At 73.9% G+C, this 24,090-nt stretch carries 22 protein-coding genes; 15 read left to right on the top strand and 7 right to left on the bottom strand.

Going from position 1 to position 24,090, the window contains the following annotated elements:
• Positions 1-112 precede the first annotated feature (112 nt).
• The 12 genes from IE177_RS22015 (at position 113) to IE177_RS21960 (ending at position 12,444) form a co-directional block, all read left to right on the top strand.
• The gene (locus IE177_RS22015) at positions 113-973 is read left to right on the top strand and encodes a tryptophan 2,3-dioxygenase family protein (protein WP_190017080.1); all 861 of its coding nucleotides are present in this window, start codon (positions 113-115) and stop codon (positions 971-973) included.
• Complete coding sequence (gene kynU, locus IE177_RS22010; protein WP_190017079.1) at positions 966-2,150, top strand: kynureninase; 1,185 nt, start codon at positions 966-968, stop codon at positions 2,148-2,150. The genes IE177_RS22015 and kynU overlap by 8 nt, the downstream gene beginning before the upstream one ends.
• A 143-nt stretch (positions 2,151-2,293) precedes the next feature.
• Positions 2,294-3,205, top strand: a complete 912-nt coding sequence (locus tag IE177_RS22005) for an alpha/beta hydrolase (protein WP_190017078.1) — start codon at positions 2,294-2,296, stop codon at positions 3,203-3,205.
• Between the two features lie 133 nt (positions 3,206-3,338).
• Positions 3,339-4,418 (top strand): alpha/beta hydrolase, encoded by a 1,080-nt coding sequence (locus tag IE177_RS22000; protein WP_190017077.1) that lies wholly within the window; start codon positions 3,339-3,341, stop codon positions 4,416-4,418.
• Positions 4,411-5,670: an acyltransferase family protein gene (locus IE177_RS21995; RefSeq protein WP_373305147.1), complete on the top strand. Its 1,260-nt coding sequence runs from the start codon at positions 4,411-4,413 to the stop codon at positions 5,668-5,670. Before IE177_RS22000 ends, IE177_RS21995 begins: the two co-directional genes overlap by 8 nt.
• Positions 5,671-5,680: 10 nt before the next feature.
• Complete coding sequence (locus IE177_RS21990; RefSeq protein WP_229816208.1) at positions 5,681-7,054, top strand: sensor histidine kinase; 1,374 nt, start codon at positions 5,681-5,683, stop codon at positions 7,052-7,054.
• On the top strand, positions 7,051-7,731 hold the full coding sequence (locus IE177_RS21985; RefSeq protein ID WP_190017076.1) for a response regulator: 681 nt from the start codon (positions 7,051-7,053) through the stop codon (positions 7,729-7,731). The genes IE177_RS21990 and IE177_RS21985 overlap by 4 nt, the downstream gene beginning before the upstream one ends.
• Positions 7,732-7,992: 261 nt before the next feature.
• On the top strand, positions 7,993-9,336 hold the full coding sequence (locus IE177_RS21980; RefSeq protein WP_190017075.1) for a sensor histidine kinase: 1,344 nt from the start codon (positions 7,993-7,995) through the stop codon (positions 9,334-9,336).
• A complete protein-coding gene (locus IE177_RS21975; protein WP_190017074.1) occupies positions 9,333-9,998 on the top strand; it encodes a response regulator in 666 nt (221 codons plus the stop codon). Before IE177_RS21980 ends, IE177_RS21975 begins: the two co-directional genes overlap by 4 nt.
• Positions 9,998-10,492 (top strand): hypothetical protein, encoded by a 495-nt coding sequence (locus IE177_RS21970; RefSeq protein ID WP_190017073.1) that lies wholly within the window; start codon positions 9,998-10,000, stop codon positions 10,490-10,492. Before IE177_RS21975 ends, IE177_RS21970 begins: the two co-directional genes overlap by 1 nt.
• Before the next feature lie 50 nt (positions 10,493-10,542).
• A complete protein-coding gene (locus IE177_RS21965; RefSeq protein ID WP_190017072.1) occupies positions 10,543-11,763 on the top strand; it encodes a cytochrome P450 in 1,221 nt (406 codons plus the stop codon).
• An 87-nt stretch (positions 11,764-11,850) separates the two neighbouring features.
• On the top strand, positions 11,851-12,444 hold the full coding sequence (locus tag IE177_RS21960) for a Uma2 family endonuclease (RefSeq protein ID WP_190017124.1): 594 nt from the start codon (positions 11,851-11,853) through the stop codon (positions 12,442-12,444).
• Between the two features lie 4 nt (positions 12,445-12,448).
• Here IE177_RS21960 and IE177_RS21955 read toward each other — a convergent pair whose 3' ends face one another.
• Together IE177_RS21955 and IE177_RS21950 are read right to left on the bottom strand one after the other, a co-directional pair.
• Positions 12,449-14,050: an ABC transporter permease gene (locus IE177_RS21955; RefSeq protein WP_190017071.1), complete on the bottom strand. Its 1,602-nt coding sequence runs from the start codon at positions 14,048-14,050 to the stop codon at positions 12,449-12,451.
• Positions 14,047-14,958: an ABC transporter ATP-binding protein gene (locus IE177_RS21950; RefSeq protein ID WP_190017070.1), complete on the bottom strand. Its 912-nt coding sequence runs from the start codon at positions 14,956-14,958 to the stop codon at positions 14,047-14,049. The genes IE177_RS21955 and IE177_RS21950 overlap by 4 nt, the downstream gene beginning before the upstream one ends.
• Before the next feature lie 114 nt (positions 14,959-15,072).
• On the opposite strand from IE177_RS21950, the gene IE177_RS21945 reads away from it, so the two are divergent.
• Positions 15,073-15,615 (top strand): GbsR/MarR family transcriptional regulator, encoded by a 543-nt coding sequence (locus tag IE177_RS21945; RefSeq protein ID WP_190017069.1) that lies wholly within the window; start codon positions 15,073-15,075, stop codon positions 15,613-15,615.
• Between the two features lie 31 nt (positions 15,616-15,646).
• Here the strand turns inward: IE177_RS21945 and IE177_RS21940 are convergent, their stop codons facing one another.
• Positions 15,647-16,501: a diacylglycerol kinase gene (locus tag IE177_RS21940; RefSeq protein WP_190017068.1), complete on the bottom strand. Its 855-nt coding sequence runs from the start codon at positions 16,499-16,501 to the stop codon at positions 15,647-15,649.
• Positions 16,502-16,698: 197 nt separating this feature from the next.
• Between IE177_RS21940 and IE177_RS21935 the strand changes: the two genes are divergently transcribed.
• Complete coding sequence (locus IE177_RS21935) at positions 16,699-17,982, top strand: adenylosuccinate synthase (protein WP_190017067.1); 1,284 nt, start codon at positions 16,699-16,701, stop codon at positions 17,980-17,982.
• 81 nt (positions 17,983-18,063) lie between these two features.
• Here the strand turns inward: IE177_RS21935 and IE177_RS21930 are convergent, their stop codons facing one another.
• From IE177_RS21930 to IE177_RS21915, 4 genes are all read right to left on the bottom strand, one after another.
• Positions 18,064-18,495 (bottom strand): hypothetical protein, encoded by a 432-nt coding sequence (locus tag IE177_RS21930; RefSeq protein WP_190017066.1) that lies wholly within the window; start codon positions 18,493-18,495, stop codon positions 18,064-18,066.
• Between the two features lie 106 nt (positions 18,496-18,601).
• Positions 18,602-19,252 carry a putative DNA-mimic protein gene (locus tag IE177_RS21925; RefSeq protein ID WP_190017065.1) on the bottom strand — a complete coding sequence of 217 codons (651 nt, stop codon included), beginning with the start codon at positions 19,250-19,252 and terminating at the stop codon, positions 18,602-18,604.
• A 110-nt stretch (positions 19,253-19,362) separates the two neighbouring features.
• Positions 19,363-20,058: a GntR family transcriptional regulator gene (locus IE177_RS21920; RefSeq protein ID WP_190017064.1), complete on the bottom strand. Its 696-nt coding sequence runs from the start codon at positions 20,056-20,058 to the stop codon at positions 19,363-19,365.
• 133 nt (positions 20,059-20,191) lie between these two features.
• On the bottom strand, positions 20,192-21,547 hold the full coding sequence (locus IE177_RS21915; protein WP_190017063.1) for an aspartate aminotransferase family protein: 1,356 nt from the start codon (positions 21,545-21,547) through the stop codon (positions 20,192-20,194).
• 186 nt (positions 21,548-21,733) lie between these two features.
• Between IE177_RS21915 and IE177_RS21910 the strand changes: the two genes are divergently transcribed.
• Positions 21,734-23,806, top strand: coding sequence for a serine/threonine-protein kinase (locus tag IE177_RS21910; protein ID WP_190017062.1), 2,073 nt, complete (start codon positions 21,734-21,736; stop codon positions 23,804-23,806).
• Positions 23,807-24,090 lie beyond the last annotated feature (284 nt).

Raw genomic sequence — 24,090 nt, 5'->3', positions numbered from 1 at the left:
GCGGGGCTTGCCGTGACCGGAGTGATTGCGGAGGATGCGGGGTGGGGACCGGGGCCCCCGTGCCGGCATCGGCAGGGGCGGACCGCTACCCGGAGTAACACAGGAGACAGCGATGTCCCACAAGGCTCACCCCCCTTCCGAGGCCGCTGAGCCCGAGACCCCGCATCTCGACCCGAACCTCGACTTCGCCGGTACGACGCCGTACGAGGACTACGTCAAGGCGGACGTGCTCACCCACCTCCAGCACACCCTCTCCGACGACCCCGGTGAGATGGTCTTCCTGGTGACCACCCAGGTGATGGAGCTGTGGTTCACCGTCATCGTGCACGAGTGGGAGACCGCGGCGGACGCCGTCCGCCGGGACGACGTCCCGACCGCCGTCGCCGCGCTGAAGCGATCCGTACGGGAACTGGAGGCGCTCAACGCCTCCTGGAAGCCGCTCGGCCAGCTCACCCCGGCGCAGTTCAACTCCTACCGCAGCGCCCTCGGCGAGGGCTCCGGCTTCCAGTCGGCCATGTACCGGCGCCTGGAGTTCCTGCTCGGCGAGAAGTCCGCGTCGATGCTCGTACCGCACCGCGGCGCCCCGCGCGCCCACGCGGAACTGGAGAAGGCGCTGCACGAGCCGAGCCTGTACGACGAGGTCGTACGGCTCCTCGCGCGCCGCGGCCACGCGATCCCCGAATCCGTCCTGAACCGCGACGTCTCCCAGCGCCACGACCACTCGGACGCCGTCGAGGCGGCCTGGACGGCCGTGTACTCCGGTGACCAGGACGACGAACTGGCCCGCCTCGGCGAGGCGCTGACCGACGTGGCGGAACTGGTGTGGCGCTGGCGCAACGACCACCTGGTCGCCACCCGCCGCGCGATGGGCGCCAAGACCGGCACCGGTGGCTCCGCGGGCGTGGCCTGGCTGGAGAAGCGTGCCCGCAAGAACGTGTTCCCGGAGCTGTGGACGGCGAGGTCCCATGTCTGAACTGGCGCTGCTGGCGGAGAAGCTGGACGCGGCGGACGAACTGGCCCCACTCCGTTCCCGTTTCGTCCTCGACGACGTGGTCTACCTGGACGGCAACTCCCTGGGCGCGCTGCCCGCGCAGGTGCCGGAGCGGGTGGCGGACGTCGTGCGCAGGCAGTGGGGCGAGCTGCGCATCCGGTCCTGGGAGGAGAGCGGCTGGTGGACCGCGCCCGAGCGGATCGGCGACCGGATCGCCCCGCTGGTGGGTGCCGCGCCCGGCCAGATCGTCGTGGGCGACTCCACGAGCGTGAACGTCTTCAAGGCGCTGGTGGCGGCGGTCCGCATGGCCGGCGACAGCCGTGACGAACTCCTCGTGGACGCAACGACGTTCCCCACGGACGGCTACATCGCCGAGTCCGCGGCCCGCCTGACGGGCCGCACCCTGCGCGCGGTGACCCCGTCGGAGATCCCGTCGGCGCTGTCCGGCCGCACGGCCGCGGTCCTGCTCAACCACGTCGACTACCGCACCGGCCGGCTGCACGACCTGCCGGCGCTCACGGCCGCGGTCCACGCCTGCGGCGCCCTCGCGGTCTGGGACCTGTGCCACAGCGCGGGCGCGCTGCCGGTGGGCCTGGACGAGCACGGGGTGGACCTGGCGGTCGGCTGCACCTACAAGTACCTGAACGGCGGGCCGGGTTCACCGGCGTACCTCTACGTCCGCGGCGAGCTGCAGCCCCGCTTCGACTCCCCGCTGCCCGGCTGGAACTCGCACGCCGACCCGTTCGGCATGAGCGCGTCCTACGCCCCGGCCCCGGGTGCGCTGCGCGGCCGGGTCGGCACGCCGGACATCCTCTCCATGCTGGCCCTGGAAGCGGCCCTGGAGGTCTGGGAGGGCGTCTCCGTCGCCGCCGTGCGGGCCAAGTCCCTCGCTCTGACGGACTTCTTCCTGCGTTGTGTGTCGGCGTACACCGAGCCCGGCCGGGTCGTGTCCGTGACCCCGGAACCGCACGGTGAGCGGGGCAGCCAGATCGCCCTGCGCTGCCCCGACGCGGGCGAGGTGATGAAGCGCCTGATCGACCGGGGCGTGGTCGGCGACTTCCGCCACCCCGACATCCTCCGCTTCGGCTTCACCCCGCTGTACGTGAGCTTCGCGGAGACGGAGCGGGCGGCACGGGTGCTGGGGGAGGTGCTGGCCTAGGAGTACCGAGCGGGGTGCCTCCCCCTCTGGGGGAGGCACCCCGCGAGCGCGGGCAGGTGGAACCACTTCCCCACCCGCCGCACCGCACGTCACCGGCCTGATAGCGTCCGCCGGAATCCGTTCCGTCGCTGAGAGGTTGGAGCATGCCGGACGACGCCGCAGCAGCCCGCGCCGCCGCCGAGGAGGAGTCGGCCTTCTCGCACCCGCCGGTCGACCCGGACGTCACCGCCGCCTACGGCGACCACCCCGACCAGGTGATCGACCTCTACGCGCCCCGCGCCGGCACCCCGTCCGCGCCCCTGGTCGTCGTCCTGCACGGGGGAGCCTGGCGCGCCCGCTACGACCGCCGCCACATCACCCCCTTCGCGGACTACCTGGCCCGCAGGGGTTTCGCCGTGGCCAACGTCGAGTACAGACGCGGCGGCACCCCCACCGAGCAGGCGCGGCCCACGCAGCCGACGGGGCCCGCGCAGCCGGCCGAACCGGCCCCGCCCGCCGGACGCTGGCCCGACACCTTCGACGACGTGGCCGCCGCCCTGGACGCCCTTCCCGCACTGGTCCGCGAAGCGCTTCCGCAGGCCGACCCCCGCCGTACGGTCCTCACCGGACACTCGGCGGGCGGCCACCTCGCGCTGTGGGCCGCAGCCCGCCACGTCCTGCCCGCCGGCGCCCCCTGGCGCGCCGACCGCCCCGCCGCCCTGCGCGGCGTCGTCGCCCTCGCCCCGATCGCGGACTTCGAGGCGGCGGAGAAGCTCGGCGTCTGTGGCAACGCGGCACTGCAACTGCTGGGCGGACCCGACCATTTCGCCGAGCGCCGGCCGTACGCCGATCCCGTCCTCCTCCTCCCGACCGGCATCGCGACCACCCTCGTCCAGGGCCGCGACGACCAGGTGGTGCCGCAGGCGGTGGCCGAGTCGTACGCGGACGCGGCGGCGCGGGCGGGCGAGACGGCGGGACTGACCCTGCTGGCGGACGTCGGCCACTTCCCGCTGATCGACCCGGCGGCCGACGCCTGCGCGGTGGTGGCGGAGGAGATCGCCCAGCTGGCGTGGTGACCCGGTCATACCCGTAGTACCTGAGAGCTACGGCGCAGGACAGCTCCCTGGCGGGACGCCGACGACGGCCCCGGGTTCCTAACTTCCTTGTCGGACGAGCCCGATGGCCGGGCGTCCTGAGAGGAAGCCAGCGATGGGGCACGCGCCGCCGCAGACCACGGACCCGCAGCCGCCGACGGCGCTCACCCCCCACCACCACGAGGACCACCCGCAGCCGACGGCGCGGCCCGGCCGGGCGGGGCGGGCGGGCACGCACCGGCTCCACGCCTGGCGCCGGGCCCTGCTCGCGACCCTCCTCACCGCCGCCATCGTCGCCCCGCTCTCCGGTGCCGCCCGCCCCGGGATCCCCGCACCGGCGCCCGCCGTCCTCGGCCCCCTCACCCCGGCGAAGCTGCCGACCGCGTACGCGGCGAACCGGGCCAACGCCGACGAGGCGGCCCGCATGGCCGCCGCCCACGGCGACACGCGCCGCGCCGCCGCGGACCGCGCCCTGGCCGCCCCCTCCCGGCACCTGCTCACCTTCGACGGCCGTGGCACCGGCCTGGCCACGGAGGTCCTCGGCGACCTGGCCCGGGCCGACCGCGTGGCGGTGCTCGTCCCCGGCTCCGACACCTCCCTGGACACCTACGCCCGCTTCCACCGGGCGTCCGCGGCCCTGTACGGGGATCTCACGCACCGCGCCCCCGCCGGCACCCGCGTCGCGGTGGTCGCCTGGCTCGGCTACCGGACCCCGGGCACGGTCAGCACCACGGTGGCGACCACCGGCCGCGCCGACCGGGCGGCCCCCCGGCTGCGCGCGCTCGTCGGGCGGTTGCGCGACCTCACGCCGGCCCGGGCGCGCATCGCCCTGCTCTGCCACTCCTACGGCTCGGTCGTCTGCGGCCGTTCCGCCCACGCCCTGGACGTCGACGACATCGCCCTCGTCGGCAGCCCCGGCACCGGCGCGCACACCGCCGCCGGCCTGCGCGCGAACGCCCGGATCTGGGCGGCTCGCGGCGGCGGCGACTGGGTGGCCCACGTCCCGCACGTCCGCGCCGACCTCCTGTTCACCACCGTCGGCTTCGGCACCGACCCGGTCTCCCGCGGCTTCGGCGCCCGCGTCTTCGACGCGGCCGGCGCCGGCCACAGCGGCTACTTCCTCCCGGGCTCGGTCTCCCTCGCCAACCTGGCCCGCATCACCCTCGGCGAGACATCCGAGGTGACCCGTGCCTGAGCAGACCCCGAGCGCCGGCCGCCGCGCGCTGCACGCGATACGCCGGGGCGCCCACCGCGTGGACGCCGCCACCCCCGCGTCCCGGGACCGCGCGGTCGACGCCCTGCGCGCCTTCGCGATCCTCGGTGTCGTCCTCGGCCACTGGCTGGTCACGGCCCTGGTCGCCGAGGACGGCGCGCTGCACACGGCGAGCCCGTTGCAGCACATGCCCTGGCTGGCCCCGGTCTCCTGGGTCTTCCAGACCCTGGCCGTGTTCTTCCTGGTCGGCGGCCGGGTGGCGGCCCGCGGCCTCGCCTCGGCCCGGGCGCGGGGGATGTCGTACGGCGCGTGGCTGCGCGTCCGCCTGGCCCGCCTGCTGCGTCCGGTCGTCGCCCTCCTCCTGCTGTGGACGGTGGCGGCGGCCGCCCTGCTGCTGACCGGCACCGCGTTCGGCACGCTCCACACGCTGGTCAAACTGGCCCTGTCCCCGCTGTGGTTCCTGCTGGTCTACGCGGCGCTGACGGCGGCCACCCCGCTGGTCGCCCGCCTCAACCCCTTGTGGCCGCTGGCCGTCGTCCTGCACGTGGACGTCCTCCGGTTCGGCCTGCACGCCGGCCCGGCCTGGCTGGGCTGGCTGAACCTGGCGGCGGGCTGGCTGGTGCCGTACACCCTGGGCGCCGCATGGAGCCGCGGCGAGCTGGAGACCCGCCGTGCGGCCTGGTCCCTGCTCCTCGGCGGTACGGCTGTCACGGCCGCCCTCGTGCTGTGGGCGGGCTACCCGGCCTCCATGGTCGGCGTCCCGGGCGCCGCGGTGTCCAACCTCAACCCGCCCACCCTGGCGGCCGTGACCTTCGGCCTGGCCCAGTGCGGTCTGGCCCTCCTGCTGCGCGACCGGCTGCGCGGGGCGATGCGCCGCCCGCTGCTCTGGGCGGCCGTGGTGCTGGTCAACCTCTCCGCGATGACGATCTTCCTGTGGCACCAGACGGCCCTGATGGCCACGACGGCCACCGCGCTCCTGGCCGGCCGCCTGCCCGGCCTGCACACGCTCCCCGACGGCCCTGCCTGGGCGGCGGCCCGCCTCGCCTGGCTCCCGGTGTTCACCCTGGTCCTGGCCCTGTGCTGGACCACGTTCCGCTCCTGGGAACAGGGCACGCGCCGCCGGCGCCGCGGTACCGGCCGGCGCCACTCGCGGGTGGTCCGGGTGCACCGCGCCGCGGACGGGGAGGGGACGCGGGCCGTCCCGTCCGTCCGGGGCCTGACGGACAGGACCTAGGGTGGAGCACGTGACGGAAACGGGGGGCCGCCGGACGCCCGCGCTGCTCGCGGGCCGGGCCCGGCGCTGGCTGCGGGTGCTGCGCGACGACCTGTGCACCGTCAGGGCGGACCCGCTGCCCGCCTCCGTGTGGCTGCGCTGGCTGCCGCACGGTCTGCTGTGGCTGGCCGCGTTCGGGGTGTCCCTCGGCGGCGTGGCGCAGCTGAAGGACGGCGGGCACCTGGCCTCCGGGGCGGCCTTCCCGATCGGACTGGCGCAGGGCGCCGCGATCGGCCTCGCGCTGTGGCGGCCCGTGCTGGGCTGGTGGCTGTCCATGGCGGGAACCGTGGTGGGCGCCGTCGCGGTCCACGGCCACCTGACCGACGTGCGGGGGGAGACGTTCCCCTGGCCCTGGACCGGGGCCGGAGTCGTCGCGCACCTGCTCGTCCTGCTGCTGCTCGCGCTGCGCGTGCGCACCCGGGTGTCGGTCGAGGCGCTGGCCCTGACCGCGCTGGCCACCTACCTCCTGGAGGGGGTGTGGGGCGGGGGGACCCACACCCCCACCGGGGTCGTCGCGGTGGTGCTGTCCGCGGTCGTCGTGGTGCTCGGAGCCGCCCTGCGCGGCCGCCGTGAGGCACGCGCCGAACTCGTCGAGCAGACCACCCTCACCTCCGAGGAGCGGGCCCGGCGCACCCTGCTGGAGGAGCGCAGCCGTATCGCGCGCGAGCTGCACGACGTGGTCGCGCACCACATGTCGGTCATCTCCATCCAGGCGCAGGTCGCCCCGCACCTCGTCGAGCACCCCCCTCCCGAGCTGGTCGAGAACCTGACGGGCATCCGGCACAACGCGCTGGAGGCGCTCACCGAGCTGCGCCGGGTGCTCGGCGTGCTGCGCTCGGAGAACCCCGAGGACCCCTACGGCCTCGGGGACCCCGGCACCGGAGCGGCCCCGGACGCTCCCCAGCCCACGCTCGACCGGCTCGACGCGCTGATCGAGAACACCCGGGCGGCGGGGCTGGACGTGACCATCGGGGTCAAGGGCAGGGCGCGGCCCTACGCTCCGGGAGCGGAGCTGTCGGCGTACCGGATCGTGCAGGAGGCGCTGAGCAACGCCCTGCGGCACGCGCCGGGCTCGCGGGTGCGGGTGGAGGTCGCGCACCTCCCGGGCGGCCTGCGCCTTGCGGTGACCAACTCCCGGCCCCTGCAACCCGTTCCGCCCTCTCCGGGCGCCGGGCACGGGCTGCTCGGCATGCGGGAGCGCGCGACGATGCTCGGCGGCACCGTCACCGCCGCCGGCACCCCGGACGGCGGCTTCACGGTCTCGGCCTTCCTCCCCGGGGACGGCGCCCGTCCCGCGCACATCCCCCTGCCCGAACCGCCCACGACAGGAGAACGAACCCGATGACGAGCGGTGTCCCGACCATCCGCGTACTCATAGCCGACGACCAGCAGATGGTGCGGCAGGGCTTCACGGTGCTGCTCGACACCAAGCCCGACATACACGTGGTCGGACAGGCGGTGGACGGCCGGGACGCCATCGCCAGGGTCGCCGAACTGGTCCCGGACGTGGTCCTGATGGACATCCGCATGCCCGAACTCGGCGGCATCGAGGCGACCCGCAGGATCACCGCCGAACACCCGGGCATCAGGGTCCTGGTGCTGACCACCTTCGACCTCGACGAGTACGTGTACGAGGCGCTGCGCGCCGGGGCCGCCGGGTTCCTGCTCAAGGACGCCTCCGCCGACCAGCTCGCGGAGGCGGTCCGGGTGGTGGCCGCCGGGGACGCGCTGCTCGCCCCGGGCGTCACCCGTCGCCTCATCGCCGAGTTCTCCCGTCTGGACGGCTCCCCCCGGGCCCCGCTCAAGCAGCGCGTCGGCGACCTCACGGAGCGGGAGACGGAGGTACTGGCGCTGATCGCGCGGGGCCTGTCGAACGCGGAGATCGCCGAACGGCTGGTGGTGGCCGAGCAGACCGTGAAGACACACGTGAGCCGCATGCTGGTGAAGCTGGGGCTGCGGGACCGCACCCAGGCGGCGGTCTTCGCCTACGAGTCGGGCCTGGTCCGCCCGGGCGGACGCTGAACCCCACCGGTGCGGGAGCGCGCAGAACGTCCGAGAGCACCGGTGCGGGACCGCGCACGACGTCCGAGACCATCGGTGCGGGACCGCGCAGGACACGCGTCCACCGCCGCGGGGCCGCGCTGGACGTCCGGGACCTCCGGCGTGGGACCGCACGGCACGCCGGGGCGACCGGCGCCGGACGCCGTAGTACCTGAGGCGGACCCCCGCAGACCCTTCTCGGAGGGGACGACCGCGGCCCCGCCGGGCCCTACCGTTTGGCACGTGACCGAGACGACGTACACGCAGACGACACCGCCGGGCGCGGCCGGCAGGCCGCGCAGCCCCGAGTTCCGGCTGGTCGCGGACGCCCTGCGCGGGCTGCGGCAGGACCTGTTCCGGGGCGCCTTCGCCTACCGCCCGCTGCCCCGCGCGGCCGTCGACGGGCCGGTCGGCCGCCATCTGCGCGGCCGGGCCGCACAGTACGCGGCCTGGGCCCCGCACATGACGGTGGCCGCCGTCGGCGGGGTGGCGGCGCTCGTCGCCCTGGGGCAGAACGCGGCGGGTCCGGCGGCCCTGCTGTGCGCGCTGCTGGCCCTGGTCCCGGTGCTGCTGACCCTGGTCCGTCCGGTCGGGGCGTTCTGGATGTCGCTCGTGGCGGCCACGGCCACGGCCGCGATCGGTACCGACTGGGGCAGCTGGCCCTGGGCGCCGAGCAGTTTCGTCGCGCACCTGCTGGTCCTCACGGTGGTGGCGATACGCACCCGGCCCCGCACCGCGGCCTGGATGTGGGTGCTGACCGGGCTGCACGGCCTCTGGGCGGAGGCCTTCTTCGGCTGGGGGGGTGACGGCACGGACGTGACCCCGATGCTGATCGTCTCCGCGCTCGTCCTGCTCGCCGTCACCGTCCGGCACACCCGCCGCGAGGCCCGGCAGGAGGTGACCGCCCAGCAGACGGTGACCGAGCACGAGCGCTCGCGGCGCACGCTGCTGGAGGAGCGCACCACCATCGCCCGCGAGCTGCACGACGTGGTCGCGCACCACATGTCGGTGGTCGCCATCCAGGCGGAGGCCGCGCCCTACCGGGTGCAGGACCCGCCGCCGGAGCTGGAGAAGGCCTTCGCCACCATCCGGGAGAACGCGGTCGCGGCCCTGACCGAGCTGCGCCGGGTCCTGGGCGTCGTCCGCGCGGAGGACTACGAGGCCCCGGACGCCCCGCAGCCCACCCTCGCGGACCTGGACGGGCTGCTCGCCAACGTGCGGGAGGCCGGCCTGGAGGTGGACAAGACGGTGACCGGCGCGGTGCGCGAACTGCCTCCGGGGGTGGAGCTGTCGGCGTACCGGATCGTGCAGGAGGCGCTGAGCAACGCCCTGCGGCACGCGCCGGGCGCGGCCGCCCGGGTGGAGATCGCGTACGTCCTCGGCGGCCTCGGCCTGCGCGTCGTCAACGGCGCCCCGCCCGCCCCGAACCTGACGAAGCCGTCGCCGGGAGCCGGGCACGGCATCACCGGCATGCGGGAGCGGGTCTCCATGCTGAACGGTGAGATGACGGCGGACCCCACGGACGAGGGCGGCTACGAGGTGACGGTGTTCCTGCCGGTCGCCGCCGTGAGCGAAGGTGGCGCATGACGATCCGGGTACTGATCGCCGACGACCAGATGATGGTGCGCGAGGGCTTCTCGGTCCTGCTGAACGCGATGCCCGACATCGAGGTCGTCGGCGAGGCCGTCAACGGCCGGGAGGCGGTGGACCGGGTCCGTGAACTGGCCCCGGACGTCGTCCTGATGGACATCCGCATGCCCGAGCTGAACGGCATCGAGGCGACCCGGGAGATCGTCGCGGCGGACGGTTCGGCGAAGGTGCTGGTCCTGACGACGTTCGACCTGGACGAGTACGTCTACCAGGCGCTGCGGGCGGGTGCCTCCGGCTTCCTGCTCAAGGACGCCTCGGCCCGCCAGCTCGCCGACGGGGTGCGGGTGGTGGCGTCCGGGGAGGCCCTGCTCGCCCCCTCGGTCACCAGGCGGCTGATCACGGAGTTCTCCCGCCTGTCGGACACCCCGCGGCTGGTCCCGGGCGCGCAGGCGGCGTACGGGGAGCTGACGGAGCGGGAGACGGAGGTGCTGGTCCTGATCGCGCAGGGCCTGTCGAACGCGGAGATCGCCGGGCGGCTGGTGGTGGCGGAGTCGACGATCAAGACCCATGTGAGCCGCGTCCTGGTCAAACTGGGCCTCAGGGACCGCACGCAGGCGGCGGTGTTCGCGTACGAGGCGAGGCTGGTGACCCCGGGCTGATGGATCTCGTACTCGACCCGCCCCGCGGGGTCGCGCCGCTGCGGCTGGGGATGACGCTCGACGAGGCGGTGGCGGCGGTGTCCGGCTGGGGGGAGCCCAGGGTGCTCAGGCGGCCGGGCCGGAACTCGGCGAAGGTCTCCGCGTCGCTGGACGGGGTGGGGGTGCAGGCCCTGCTGGAGGGCGGCCCGGCCGTCACGGCCGTCGAACTGTGGTGGCCCGGCGAGGGCCGGGAGTCCGCTACCCGGGTCCTGCTCCACGGGGACGACGTGTTCCGCACCCCGGCCGTGGAGCTGTTCCGCCGCGCCGCCCTGCGGGGCCGGCCGGTCGACACCTCCCGGCCCGAACACCCGGTGATCCCCGGTGTGTCGCTGGGATTCACCCGCCAGACGTCCCAGGAGGTGCCCCGCGACGCCGGGGGCCTGCCCGTGTACGTCACGTCCGTCCACGTCGGCGGCAGGGACTACTACGACCACCTCCGCGCGGACCGGGGCTGAAGGACGGCCGCCCCTGGCCGGACGCCGGGCCGACGCGCTAGCGTCCCCGCATGGCAGGCCCCACCGACCTCGCTTTCGACCCCTGGGACCCCGCGTTCCTCGCGGACCCCTACCCGGCCTACGCCGAGCTGCGGGCGCGCGGCCGGGTGATCCGGTACGAGCCGACCGACCAGTGGCTGGTCCCGCACCACGCGGACGTCTCCGCGCTGCTGCGCGACCGCCGGCTGGGCCGCACCTACCGGCACCGGTTCACGCACGAGGAGTTCGGCCGCGCGGCGCCCCCGCCGGAGCACGAGCCGTTCCACACCCTCAACGACCACGGCATGCTCGACCTGGAGCCGCCGGACCACACCCGCATCCGGCGCCTGGTGTCGAAGGCGTTCACCCCGCGCACGGTGGAGCGGCTGCGGCCGTACGTGCACGGCCTGGCGGGCGACCTGGTGGCGCGGCTGGTCGAGGCGGGCGGCGGCGACCTGCTCACGGACGTCGCGGAACCGCTGCCGGTCGCGGTGATCGCCGAGATGCTGGGCATCCCGGAGGCGGACCGGGGGCAACTGCGCCCGTGGTCGGCGGACATCTGCGGGATGTACGAGCTGAACCCCGGCGAGGAGACGGCGGCGAGGGCGGTGCGCGCCTCGGCCGACTTCTCCGGCTACCTGCGGGAGCTGATCGCCGCCCGCCGCGACGAGCCCGGCGACGACCTGATCTCCGGTCTGATCGCGGCCCACGACGAGGGGGACCACCTGACGGAACAGGAGATGATCTCCACGGCGGTGCTGCTCCTCAACGCCGGTCACGAGGCCACGGTCAACGCCACGGTGAACGGCTGGTGGGCCCTGTTCCGCAACCCCGGCCGGCTGGCGGACCTGCGCGCCGACCACTCCCTGGTGCCGTCCGCGACCGAGGAGCTGATGCGCTACGACACCCCGCTGCAGCTCTTCGAGCGCTGGGTGCTGGACGACATCGAGATCGACGGCACGACGATCCCCCGGGGCTCGGAGATCGCCATGCTGTTCGGCTCCGCCAACCACGACCCGGCGGTCTTCCCCGACCCGGACCGCCTCGACCTCACCCGGCGGGACAACCCGCACATCTCCTTCAGCGCGGGCATCCACTACTGCATCGGCGCCCCCCTGGCCCGCATGGAGCTGGCCGCCTCGATGACGGCCCTGCTGGAGCGGGCACCCACCCTCACCCTGGCGGAGGAGCCGCGCCGCAAGCCGAACTTCGTGATCCGGGGGCTGGAAGGGCTGAGCGTGGTGGTGGGGTGATCACCCGTTCGGATGATCATCGAGTGATTCCGGCCGGTGGCCACCCGCCGCCCGCCAAGCTGGTGCCGGCCTGCGAAGGGGGGCACCATGACGGTTATGGCAGAGCGCGCGTCATCTCAGTTGTCGGTCGGCATGTTCGAGCGGATCGCCGAGTTCGCCGAACGGGAGGACGACACCGTCAGGTTCGAGTTCATCGACGGACGGATCGGGCTCAGGAAAGTGACGAACGGCAACCACGGCGCCATCACGATGTGGCTGATCCGGCAATGCATGCGTGCTCGCCCCGAGCTCGACCTCAACCCGTTGCAGGGACTGAAGGTGGAGTCCTACCGAAAGGGCCGGGCCCGCCCGGATGGAGTGCTCGCTCCTGTCGATCACTTCGTCGGGCAGGGCGACTGGGCAGAACCCCGAGGTGTGCTGATGACGGTCGAGATCACCTCGTACGACTCGGACACGCACAGCCGTGACCGGGTGGAGAAACCTCGCGCCTACGCTGAAGTGGGCATTCCCGTCTACTTGCTCATCGACCGTGACCATCAGTCGATCGTCGTGCACAGCGACCCCGATCCGGAGGACGGCTACCGGGACATCCACGTCGTGAAGTTCGGCGGCGGGGTCACTCTGCCCGCACCCGTCGGCATCGAACTCGACACCGAGGAACTCAAGCAGTACGTCGACTGAGGCCTCAGCCCGCCAGGTCCCGTCGCCGCAGACCCGCCAGCCCCGCGGCGACCAGCGCCACGGCCAGCCCGGTGAGGGTCAGCACCGGCCCCCACTCCATCTTCCCGCCCGGCAGCTTCGGGAGGTGGCCGAAGGGGGAGAGGCCGAGGACGAAGCGCGGCGCGTCCAGCGCCGGGCCGACCCAGCCGATCAGCAGGACCGCCACCGCGACGCCCCAGGCGGCGGGGGCCAGCCGGGGCGCCACGGCGTACAGGAGCAGTGCCACGCCGCCGATCACCCACACCGCGGGGAGCTGCACCAGGCAGGCGCCCAGGACCGGTACGACCTCCTTGCCGTAGCCGACGGCGAAGCCCAGGCCCGCCAGGAGCATGATCAGCACCGAGCCGCCGAAGGCGATCGTCAGGTGGCTCGCGGCCCAGCGCAGGCGGCCCACCGCGCACGCCAGCACCGGTTCGGCGCGGCCCGACGTCTCCTCGCCGTGCAGCCGCAGCACCGAGGCCACGACGTACAGGGCCGCGATCAGTCCGAGCATGCCGGTCATCGACGCGAGGAACGCGTCCGTGAGGCCGTGGTGCCCGCCCATCCGCTCGAAGATCCGCCGTGCCCCCTCGTTGTCGCCGACCAGGTCGGCCGCGCCGTCCGTGAGGCCGCCGTATACGACCCCGGCGAGGAGGAAGCCGGCCGACCAGCCGAGCACGCCGCCCCGCTGGAGTCGCCAGGCCAGTGCGCCCGCCGTGCCGAGGCGGCCGGCGGGCGGTCCGGGCCGGCCGGGCAGGAGACCCATGCCGAGGTCCCGGCGCCCGGCGAGGGCGTAGGCCACCGCGCCCTGTACGGCCGCCGCCACCGCGAACAGCCCGAGCACCCACCAGCGTTCGTCCGCGAAGGGCCGCAGGTTCTCCAGCCAGCCCAGCGGGGACAGCCAGGTCAGCGCCGACGAGCCGTCGCCGGTCGCCGAGTCGCCCGCCGCGCGCAGCACGAACGCGGCCCCGAGGACGGCCGCCGTCAGACCCCGGGCGAGACGGGCGCTCCGGGTCAGCTGGGCGACGACCGCCGCCATCGTGGCGAAGACCATGCCGACGCCCGCGAGACCGATGCCGAAGGCCAGGGCGCCGCCGACGCCCTGCCCGGCCAGACCGGCCGCGACCAGCAGCGCCAGTGCCGCGTCGGCGACGGCCGCCGCCAGCAGCGCCGCCGTGAGCGGGGCCCGGCGGCCCACCGCCCCGGACGCCACCAGCTCCAGCCGGCCGCTCTCCTCCTCGTCCCGGGTGTGCCGCACGACGATCAGCAGGCTCGCCGCGGCCGCGAGCGCGGCGGCGTACACCCCGGCGCGCCAGGCGGTCAGCGCGCCGACCGAGGTGTCGAAGACCGGGCCGATCAGCGCCCGGAACGCGGCGTTGGTCGCCAACTGGTCGACCAGGGCCGTGCGTTCGGCGGTGGTGCCGTACAGGTTGCGCAGGGTGCCCGGCATCGAGAGGACCATGAGGGCGTTCACCGCGACCCAGACCGGGGTCGTCACCCGGTCGCGTCGCAGGGCGAGGCGCAACAGGGCCGCCGTGCCCGCCAGTCGGCGGGAGTACCGGGGCGTTCGTGCCGCGAGCGTGCTCATCGCGCCACCCCGTTCCGCTCCGCCCGCTCTTCCCGGTAGTGCCGCAGGAACAGTTCCTCCAGCGTGGGCGGGGTCGAGGTCAGGGACCGTACGCCCGGCTCGCTCAGTGAGCGCAGCACCCCGTCCAGCTTGTCGGTCTCCACCTGGAGGCGGACCCGGCGGCCCCGCACGTCGAGGTCGTGCACGCCGGGCAGCCGGGACAACCCGTCCGGTGGCCCGGCGAGTTCGGCGCTCACGCTGGTGAGGGTCAGATGGCGCAGGTCGGCCAGCGAGCCGCTCTCCACCGTGCGGCCCTTGCGGATGATGCTCACCCGGTCGCACAGCCGCTCCACCTCGCTGAGGATGTGGGAGGAGAGCAGCACGGTACGGCCCCGGTCACGTTCCTCCTCGACGCAGGTCCGGAAGACCTCCTCCATCAGCGGGTCGAGGCCGGAGGTCGGCTCGTCCAGGAGCAGCAGGTCCACGTCGGAGGCGAGGGCGGCGACGAGGGCCACCTTCTGCCGGTTGCCCTTGGAGTACGCGTGGCCCTTCTTGGTGGGATCCAGTTCGAAGCGGTCGATCAGCTCGGCGCGCCGCCGCCCGTCGAGCCCTCCGCGCAGGCGGCCGTAGAGGTCGATGACCTCGCCGCCGGAGAGGTTGCGCCACAGGGTCACGTCGCCGGGCACGTAGGCGATGCGCCGGTGCACCTCGACGGCGTCCCGCCACGGGTCGCGGCCCAGCACCCGCGCGGTGCCCGCGTCGGCGCGCAGCAGCCCGAGCAGGACGCGGACGGCGGTCGACTTGCCGGCGCCGTTGGGCCCCAGGAAGCCGTGCACCTCGCCGGTCTCGACGTCCAGGTCGAGGCCGGCGAGCGCCCGGGTGCGGCCGAAGGACTTGTGGAGGCCGGAGACGGTGATGGCTCGCGTCATGGTTCGCAACGTACGCTTCTTTCACAAAGTTGTGAAGTTAAGGAACCGTATAAACTACGCGTGGGTGCGATGGTGGTGGGCGGCGGTTTTCCGATCAGGGGAGATGATCCGGGGATGACGGAGCGGGCGGGTAGGGCCGATCGGTCCGAGGGGGCGGACCCGAAGGTCTCCGGAACCGTGGAACGGGACCCCGAGGCGGTGTCGCGGTTCGTGGAGCACTTCGCGGCCCAGCTCGTCGAGGCGGGCGTGCCCCGCATGCCGGCCCGGGTCTTCGCCGCGCTGCTCGCCTCCGACTCCGGCACCCTGACCTCGGCCGAACTGGGCGAGCGGCTGCGCATCAGCCCCGCGGCCGTCTCGGGCGCGGTGCGCTACCTGGCGCAGGTCCACATGGTCTCGCGGGAGCGTGAACCGGGCTCGCGCCGGGAGCGGTACCGGGTGCACGGCGACCAGTGGTACGAGGCGCTGACCAGCCGCGAGGCCGTCATCAAACGCTGGGAGCACGCCCTGCGCGAGGGGGTGGACAGCCTCGGCGCCGCCACCCCGGCGGGCCGCCGGCTGGCCGAGACACTGGCCTTCTTCGAGTTCGTCGACACCGAGATCGCCGCGCTCATGACCAGGTGGCGGGCACGGCGCGAGGACCTCTTCGGATCCGGGTGACCGGCGGGCGCGCGGCGCGGCCCGCCACCGCTCAGCCGGGCAGCGGCAGGGTCAGTCCCCAGGCGCCTTCCCGTACCGTCCACTCCCGTCTGCGCACCGGCCCCGACACCACCGCGTCCGCCCGGTAGCGGAAGTCCGCGCCCGTGACCGTCACCCGGCGCCCTTCGGCCAGCAGCGGGGTCGCCTCCGCGCCGGGGCCCGACAGCGGACGTACCTCGACCGTGGCCGCCCCGCGGCCACCCGGTGCCACCGTCACCGCCTCCACCGGCTGGTCCAGGTCCACGACCGTCTCCCCGTCGACCTCCACCCGCAGCCGGGAGGGACCGGGCGCCGGCACCGTGGTGAGCCGGGTGGGACGCGGGGCGAGCGTGCGGACCAGGGAGCGGTAGCGCGTCCGCAGCCAGGGGCGCCCCGTGGGGACGCCCACCGGTTCCACGGCAGCCGCCCGCGCCGGCGCCGGCGGAATGCCCAGCGCGCTCAGCACCACCCCGTCGCTGTCGTCGACCAGCAGGTCCAGCCGCCGCTCCGCCCCCTCCAGCACGGCCCGGGCCGCCGCCACCGGGCCGGCCGGCACGCCGAGGGACTCCGCCAGGGCCGTCACTCCGACCGGCACCACCGACAGCGCACAGCCGGCCAGCTCCCGCTGGCGGTGCAGCAGGGTGACCGCACGGACCAGGGCCCGGTCGTCGCCGACCACGACCGGGCGCCTGGACCCCCGTCGGCCGAGTGCCCGGGCGAATTCCTCCGGCCCCTGGGGCAGGCAGACCTTGGCCGTCGCACCCGCGCTGAGCACGTCTTTCGCGATCCGCACGGACTCTCCGTCCCTCTGCCGGGCCGCCGGATCGATGATCACCAGCAGCTGATCGGACGTCGCGAAGGTCGCCACCTCGGTCCTGCCTCGCTTCCTCGGGTAGCATCTTTGTGCAAGAGCCCCTTGCGCTATTGCGCCAGGGGCTTCGTCTATTCCGGGGCATCCGGTCCGACGGTTGTGCGACCAACGGCGGTCGCAGTGGTACGCGGCGGTGAACCTTACGCCCACGCCCCCGACCTTGGACATGCCCCGCCCGGAAGGGGTGTACGCGCGTGCCCGCACTTGTGCTGCTCGGTGCTCAGTGGGGTGACGAAGGCAAGGGGAAGGCGACCGACCTGCTCGGTGGCTCGGTGGACTATGTAGTGCGCTACCAGGGCGGCAACAACGCCGGCCACACGGTCGTCGTGGGCGACCAGAAGTATGCGCTCCACCTCCTCCCTTCCGGAATCCTCTCGCCCGGCTGTACGCCGGTCATCGGTAACGGTGTCGTCGTCGACCCGTCGGTCCTGCTCTCCGAGCTGAGCGGTCTGAACGAGCGTGGCGTCGACACGTCCAAGCTCCTGCTCAGCGGTAACGCGCACATCATCACGCCGTACAACGTGACCGTCGACAAGGTGACGGAACGCTTCCTCGGCAAGCGCAAGATCGGCACGACCGGCCGCGGCATCGGACCGACGTACTCCGACAAGATCAACCGCGTCGGCATCCGGGTCCAGGACCTGTACGACGAGTCGATCCTCACCCAGAAGGTCGAGGCGGCCCTCGACGCCAAGAACCAGATCCTCACCAAGCTCTACAACCGCCGCGCGATCGCCGCGGGCCAGGTGGTCGAGGAGCTGCTGGGCTACGCCGAGCAGCTGAAGCCGTACGTCACCGACACCGTCCTGGTCATCAACCAGGCGCTGGAGGACGACAAGGTGGTCCTCTTCGAGGGCGGCCAGGGCACGCTGCTCGACATCGACCACGGCACGTACCCCTTCGTCACCTCCTCCAACCCGACCGCGGGCGGCGCCTGCACGGGCGCCGGAGTCGGCCCGACGAAGATCAGCCGCGTGATCGGCATCCTCAAGGCCTACACCACCCGCGTCGGCGCCGGCCCGTTCCCGACGGAGCTGTTCGACGAGGACGGCGAGGCGCTGCGCCGCATCGGCGGCGAGCGCGGCGTGACGACCGGCCGCGACCGGCGCTGCGGCTGGTTCGACGCGGTCATCGCCCGCTACGCGACCCGCGTCAACGGCCTGACCGACTTCTTCCTCACCAAGCTGGACGTCCTCACCGGCTGGGAGCAGATCCCGGTCTGCGTGGCGTACGAGATCGACGGCAAGCGCGTCGAGGAGCTGCCGTACTCGCAGTCGGACTTCCACCACGCGAAGCCGGTCTACGAGACCCTGCCGGGCTGGTCGGAGGACATCACCAAGGCCAAGTCCTTCTCCGACCTCCCCAAGAACGCCCAGAACTACGTCAAGGCGCTGGAGGAGATGTCCGGCGCCCCGATCTCCGCGATCGGCGTGGGCCCGGGCCGGGACGAGACGATCGAGATCAACTCGTTCCTGTAGGAATCCCTCCCGCGAGGTCTGACCGGGCGGCCGGCACGGTGATCGTGACCGGCCGCCCGAGACGGCGCGGAAGCGGCGGCCTCAGAAGGCCTGCACATACACGCGGGACCGCCCCTCGCCCTCGGCGTGCACGTACATCTCGATCCACTGAACACGCCCACGCCCGTGCTTCACCACGCACGGGGGGCAGACGCCGACCCAGCGCGTTTTCCTGAGCCGATCAGGCGGGGTGAGACCCAGGTGTCTCCACAAAGCGTTTCCCGCACTGGTGGTGGGGGCGACGTGACTTGGCTCGAGGGGATCAGGGGAGTGCAGGTCCCCCGCCAGTCGCTCTGCGGCACGCTCACTGGTGACGAAGGACAGCAGGTAGTTGTCCTCCTGCGGATTGACCGCCACCGCCCCCTTCACCTCCGTCGCGTCGGCCGGGACGTCGATCCTCATGAACGCGGCCACCTCCGGCGCTCCCGCCTCCTCGTCCCAGTTCGATCCGAGAGTGGGCTCGGTACGGCTCACCGTGACATCCCCGCCCGGCACCGAGCACCCTGAGAGCAGCAGAGCCGAACAGAGCACACCCGACACCACGCCGATCCACCTGGTCACCGGTTCGGGGTTCCGGTGGTCAGCTGAAGACGATCATTGAGCCCTGGGCCAGGGAGCGGGTCGCCGCCGCGTGCAGGCCCAGCCAGACGTGCCGTTCGCGGGCGAAGGGGCTGGGATCGTACGGCGCCGGGACGGCCGGCTCCTCCAGCTCGGTCGGGGCCGCGGGCGGTTCGGGGGCCGCCGGGGGGTTGGCCGGGTCGATGCCGATGGTCGGGGCGACGTACTGCAGCTCCCGCAGGAGCGTCTGGGCGGAGCCCAGGGGGCCGCCGCCCGCCAGCAGGTCGTCGTTGGAGAGCGGGTGCGCGAAGTCCACGGGGACGTACGCGCCCGCGTGGTCGTAGTGCCAGACCAGGTGGGACTGCTGGGCCGTGGACTCGAACATCTCCAGCAACTGCTCGTAGTCGCCGCCCAGTTCGTCCACCGGGGTCACCGGCAGGCCGCAGACCTGGAGCAGGTAGGCCCGGCGCAGGAAGTGCAGCGCGTCGTAGTCGAAGCCGGCCACCGGGGCGACGTCGCCGGACAGGCCCGGCATGTACTGGTACACCGGCACCGGTGGGAGCCCGGCCTCGGCCAGCGCCTTGTTGTATTGCGCGAGTTCGTCGGCGAACGGGTTGTCCGGGGTGTGGCACAACACGTCGACGAGCGGTACCAGCCACAGGTCACAGGCCAAAGGACGACTCCTCGCATCGGCAGGCGCACGGTCACGCACGGCAGCAGGTGGTCAGGGAAGGGTAGTCGCTGCGGCCCCCGGTGGCTCCCCCGCGGGACCGTACCGGTCACTTACCCGCCGGTCAGGCGTTCCAGCAGCGCCAGCGAGTGGGAGTTGGCGGCGGCGACGATCCGGCGGGCGGTCTCGGTCTCGCGGCGGGCCAGCGCGTCGACCAGCTCCGTGTGCCCGGCCCACAGCCGGCCGCGCAGGTCGGGGAGGCGCAGCAGGTGCTGCACCGCGCAGACCCAGGACTGCACGCGCAGCCGGTCCAGGAACGCGGTCAGGTAGGGGTTGCCGAACAGGTTGCTCAGCTCCCGCCAGAACCGCAGGTCGTAGCCGATCAGGATGGTGAGGTCACCGGCCGCCGCGGCGCGCTGGGCCTCCTCGCCCCGGCGGCGCACCGTGGTCAGGGCCGCGGCCGTGCGCGGGTCCTCCGGCGGGGTGCCGAAGGCGGGGTGGCCGGAGGCGAGGACCTGGAACATGCCGTCGGTGACCAGACTGCGGGCCTCGATCATGTCCCGGTAGTCGGCGACGGAGTACTCCGGCACCCTGAAGCCCCGGTGCTGGTCGGCCTCCAGGATGCCCTGCGCGGACAGGTCGACCAGCGCCTCGCGCACCGGGGTGGCCGAGACGCCGTACTGGTCGGCGATCTCCTTGACGGTGAACGCCCTGCCCGGTCGCAGCCGCCCGGCCAGCACCTCGTCACGGAGCGCGTCCGCGATCTGCTGGCGCAGGGTGCTGCGCGTCACGCCGCCGGTGCCGGGCATGGTCGGACTCTCTCCTCACGCGTGGGTGACGTACTCGCTGTCCGGGAGTCCTGCGGCTGTCCGCGGCTCCCACGACTCCTACGGGCACGTCACCTTACGCGTTCGAACCTTTCCGGCGGCAGGCGCGATGCGGTTACACCGTGTACTCGTCGGCCACGGTCAGCGCGGCGTCCAGGGCCGCCAGGCCCTCCTTCAGCTCGGCCTCGGAGGCGTTGCACGGCGGCACGACGTGGGTGCGGTTCATGTTCGCGAAGGGCCACAGGCCGTGCCGCTTGGCGGCGGCGGCGAAGGCGGCCATGGGGGCGTTCGCCTCGCCGGCCGCGTTGTACGGCACCAGCGGCTCGCGGGTCTCGCGGTCGCGCACGAGTTCCAGCGCCCAGAACATGCCGACACCGCGCACCTCGCCGACGCTCGGGTGCCGCTCGGCCAGCGCGGCCAGGCCGGGCCCGACGACCGTCTCGCCGAGCCGCCTGGCGTTCTCGACCACGCCCTCCTCCGCCATCACGTTGATCGTGGCGACGGCGGCGGCACAGGCCAGCGGGTGCCCGGAGTAGGTGAGGCCGCCGGGGTAGGGCCGCTTGCCGAAGGTCTCGGCGATCTTGCCGGAGATCGCGACACCGCCCAGCGGGACGTAACCGGAGTTCACGCCCTTGGCGAAGGTCATCAGGTCGGGCACGACGCCGAACAGGTCGGCCGCGAACCACTCGCCGGTCCGGCCGAACCCGGCCATGACCTCGTCCAGGACGAAGACGATGCCGTACTTGTCGCACAGCTCGCGCACGCCGGCCAGGTAGCCCGGCGGCGGGACCATGATCCCGGCCGTGCCGGGGATGGTCTCCAGGATGATCGCGGCTATCGTGCCCGGGCCCTCGAAGGCGATCGTCGTCTCAAGGTGCTCCAGCGCCCGCGCGGTCTCCTGCTCCTCGGTCTCGGCGTAGAAGCGCGAGCGGTACGGGAACGGCGCCCAGAAGTGGACGACCCCGGCGCTGCCGCTGTCGGAGGCCCAGCGGCGCGGGTCGCCGGTGAGGTTCACGGCCTGCTGGGTGCCGCCGTGGTAGGAGCGGTAGGCGGAGAGCACCTTCGGGCGCCCCGTGTGCAGCCGGGCCATGCGCACGGCGTGCTCGACGGCGTCCGCGCCGCCGTTGGTGAAGAAGATCTTGTCCAGGTCGCCGGGGGTCCGCTCGGCGATCAGCCGGGCCGCCTCCGAGCGCGCCTCGACGGCGAAGGCCGGCGCGAACGTCGTCATCGTCGCGGCCTGCTCCTGGATCGCCGCGACGACCTTGGGGTGCTGGTAGCCGATGTTGGTGAAGACGAGCCCGCTGGTGAAGTCCAGGTACCGCGTGCCGTCGTAGTCCCAGAAGTACGACCCCTCGGCGCCGGCCACGGGGAGCGGGTCGATGAGGTCCTGTGCTGACCAGGAGTGGAAGACGTGCGCGCGGTCCGCTGCCTTCACGGCGGCGCCGGTGCCGGAGCTGGGCTGAGGGGTCATGCCCGCGAGCGTAGGTGCCCGCGGTGCGCGGGCGACATCGGCGTCCTGTTCCGTGCGCGGGGGGATTTAGCGACAGGTTGTCGACGGCCGCCCTGTTACGCAACCGTAGACGGCGACCGGCGCCCGTTGTCGTGTCCCCGCACTATTCTCGATCTGTTGCGTTTTATGGGGGGAAGGCGGCGCGGGGTGGAGAAGCTGGGGGCGGGGGATCCGCCGCGGATCGGGAGCTACCGACTGCTGGCGCGGCTGGGCGCCGGAGGCATGGGCCACGTGTACCTGGCCCGGTCGGAGCGGGGACGTACCGTCGCCGTGAAACTGGTCCGCGAGGAACTCGCCGAGCAGGAGGAGTTCCGGGCGCGGTTCCGGCAGGAGGTGCGGGCCGCACGGCGGGTCGGCGGGTACTGGACCGCGCCCGTGCTGGACGCGGACACCGAGGCGGCCGTGCCGTGGGTGGCGACCGGGTACGTCGCCGGGCCGAGCCTGCAGCAGGTGGTGGGCCACGACCACGGGGCCCTGCCCGAGCGGTCGGTGCGGATCCTGGCGGCGGGGCTCGCCCACGCGCTGAAGGACATCCACGCGGCGGGCATCGTGCACCGCGACCTCAAGCCGTCCAACGTGCTGGTCACCATCGACGGGCCCCGGGTCATCGACTTCGGCATCGCCCGTGCGCTGGAGGCCACCTCGGCGGGCGGCGAGGGGCTCACCCGGACCGGATCGCTGGTCGGCTCGCCCGGGTTCATGGCACCCGAGCAGGTGCGGGGCGACCGGATCACGCCGGCGTGCGACGTGTTCTGCCTCGGGTCCGTGCTCGCGTACGCGGCGACCGGCGTGCTGCCCTTCGGGACCAGCACCACCGGTGTGCACGCGCTGATGTTCCGCATCGCCCAGGAGGAGCCGGACCTGGAGGGGGTGCCGGAGGGGATCGCCGACCTGGTGCGGGACTGCCTGCGCAAGGACCCGGGGGCCCGGCCGTCGCTGGACGCGATCCTGGAGCGGACGGGGGCGGAGGACACGGTCGCCGGGGGGCGGTCCCGGGATCCGTGGCTGCCGGGGTCGCTGGTGGCGCAGCTGGGGCGGCACGCGGTGCGGTTGCTGGAGACGGAGGACCCCGACGCGTCCGGCTCCGCCGGTTCGGGGGCGTCTTCCGGTTCCGGTTCGTCTTCGGGCGCCGGTGCGTCTGCCGGTGCGGGTGCGTCGCGGGATGCCCGGCCTTCGGCCGGGTCCGGGTTCCCACCCGCACCACCCGTGCGGGAAGCGTCGTCGGGTGCGGGTGGCCCTGGTGGGGCGCAAGCGCCGTCGGCGGGTGCGGATGGTGCCGGTGCGGGGCCGGCGGCTTCCCCGGGTGCCGCCGGAGGGCCGGGTGCGGGTGCTTATGCCGGTGGCGGGGCTGGGTCGCCCGAGCACGCCGCCGTTTCCGACGGTCCGCCCGCGGGCGTGAACCATCTGCCGACCCTCGTGGCCGGACAGACCCCGCCGCCCGGCCCGCCGCCGGTCGCCCCCGGGTTCGGGGCCCCGCAGCAGCATCCCCAGCCCTCCCCCCGCCCCTACGGCTACCCGCAACAGCCGGTTGCCGGGGCCTGGGGCGCGCCGCAGCCGTCTTACAACCCCTACGCCGGCGGACTCGGCCCCACCCCGCCGTACGGGCCGCCGGTCGGCCTGGGACCGGAGCCGGAGCGGCGCAACGGACGGTCCACCGCGCTGCTCGTCACGATCGCGCTGATCGTGGCGCTGGGCGCGGGCGGCACGGTGTACGCGCTGATGAAGAACGGCGGCGGCACCGACGACAAGGGCGACGGCACCGTCAGCCCCGCGCCGACGGCCAGCACCGCACCGGCGACCGGGGGGAACACCGGCGCGCCCGGCCCGGCCACCACGACACCGTCCGCCTCCGCCTCCGAGGACGGGGCGGTCCCGGACGCCTACCTGGGCACCTGGCAGACCACGATCGACAACGCCAACGGCGCCAACAGCCGTGAACTGACCATCCGGCAGGGCGAGGTGGGCGACACGGTGCTGACGCTGGTCGCGGACGGCCCCACCGCGGGCGGTGGCACGTACCACTGCGTCTTCGAGGCCACGCTCGCCGCCCGGCCCGGCGGCGACGGGCCGCTGGAGATCGGCCCCTCCACCGTCACCAGCGGACAGCCCGCCTCCTCCTGCACCCCGGGCGAGGCCACCGAGGTCACCCTCCTGCCGGACGGAAGACTCAAGCGGGCCAAGCAGAGCGGCGGCGAGAGCCTGACGTACAGCAGGCAGTGAGCGCGGCCGCCCCGCCCAGGGCCTGTCCGGGGCGGGGCGACCACGCCGGAAGCGCGGGCCCGCACGCTCTGCTCCCACTGCCCTGGAGGTGCGCCGGCGCCCGCAGCGGCGTCCGTCGCCGGATGCCCGTTCCTCCGCGCCCGGGCGCATTCGCGCGGGGGATCGCCATCGCGTCGGCGCCCTCGTCCGTCGGCAGTCGGACACACCGTGACCCGCGTTCGCCCGTGCGGACAGGCATCGTCGGCTCATCCGCCGCCGGTTCGCCGGACGGGCATCGTCGCCCG

It is taken from the genome of Streptomyces lucensis JCM 4490 (assembly GCF_014650035.1).
Taxonomy (GTDB): Bacteria; Actinomycetota; Actinomycetes; order Streptomycetales; family Streptomycetaceae; genus Streptomyces; species Streptomyces lucensis.
Note: the sequence above shows the minus strand (reverse complement) of the source record. Positions and strands in the feature narration are given on the sequence as shown.

Bases quoted from the DNA above. Each gene is read 5' to 3' on its own strand.
- IE177_RS22015 (WP_190017080.1), top strand. From the start codon at position 113: ATGTCCCACAAGGCTCACCCCCCTTCCGAGGCCGCTGAGCCCGAGACC.
- kynU (WP_190017079.1), top strand. From the start codon at position 966: ATGTCTGAACTGGCGCTGCTGGCGGAGAAGCTGGACGCGGCGGACGAA.
- IE177_RS22005 (WP_190017078.1), top strand. From the start codon at position 2,294: ATGCCGGACGACGCCGCAGCAGCCCGCGCCGCCGCCGAGGAGGAGTCG.
- IE177_RS22000 (WP_190017077.1), top strand. From the start codon at position 3,339: ATGGGGCACGCGCCGCCGCAGACCACGGACCCGCAGCCGCCGACGGCG.
- IE177_RS21985 (WP_190017076.1), top strand. From the start codon at position 7,051: ATGACGAGCGGTGTCCCGACCATCCGCGTACTCATAGCCGACGACCAG.
- IE177_RS21975 (WP_190017074.1), top strand. From the start codon at position 9,333: ATGACGATCCGGGTACTGATCGCCGACGACCAGATGATGGTGCGCGAG.
- IE177_RS21970 (WP_190017073.1), top strand. From the start codon at position 9,998: ATGGATCTCGTACTCGACCCGCCCCGCGGGGTCGCGCCGCTGCGGCTG.
- IE177_RS21965 (WP_190017072.1), top strand. From the start codon at position 10,543: ATGGCAGGCCCCACCGACCTCGCTTTCGACCCCTGGGACCCCGCGTTC.
- IE177_RS21960 (WP_190017124.1), top strand. From the start codon at position 11,851: ATGACGGTTATGGCAGAGCGCGCGTCATCTCAGTTGTCGGTCGGCATG.
- IE177_RS21955 (WP_190017071.1), bottom strand. From the start codon at position 14,050: ATGAGCACGCTCGCGGCACGAACGCCCCGGTACTCCCGCCGACTGGCG.
- IE177_RS21950 (WP_190017070.1), bottom strand. From the start codon at position 14,958: ATGACGCGAGCCATCACCGTCTCCGGCCTCCACAAGTCCTTCGGCCGC.
- IE177_RS21945 (WP_190017069.1), top strand. From the start codon at position 15,073: ATGACGGAGCGGGCGGGTAGGGCCGATCGGTCCGAGGGGGCGGACCCG.
- IE177_RS21920 (WP_190017064.1), bottom strand. From the start codon at position 20,058: ATGCCCGGCACCGGCGGCGTGACGCGCAGCACCCTGCGCCAGCAGATC.
- IE177_RS21915 (WP_190017063.1), bottom strand. From the start codon at position 21,547: ATGACCCCTCAGCCCAGCTCCGGCACCGGCGCCGCCGTGAAGGCAGCG.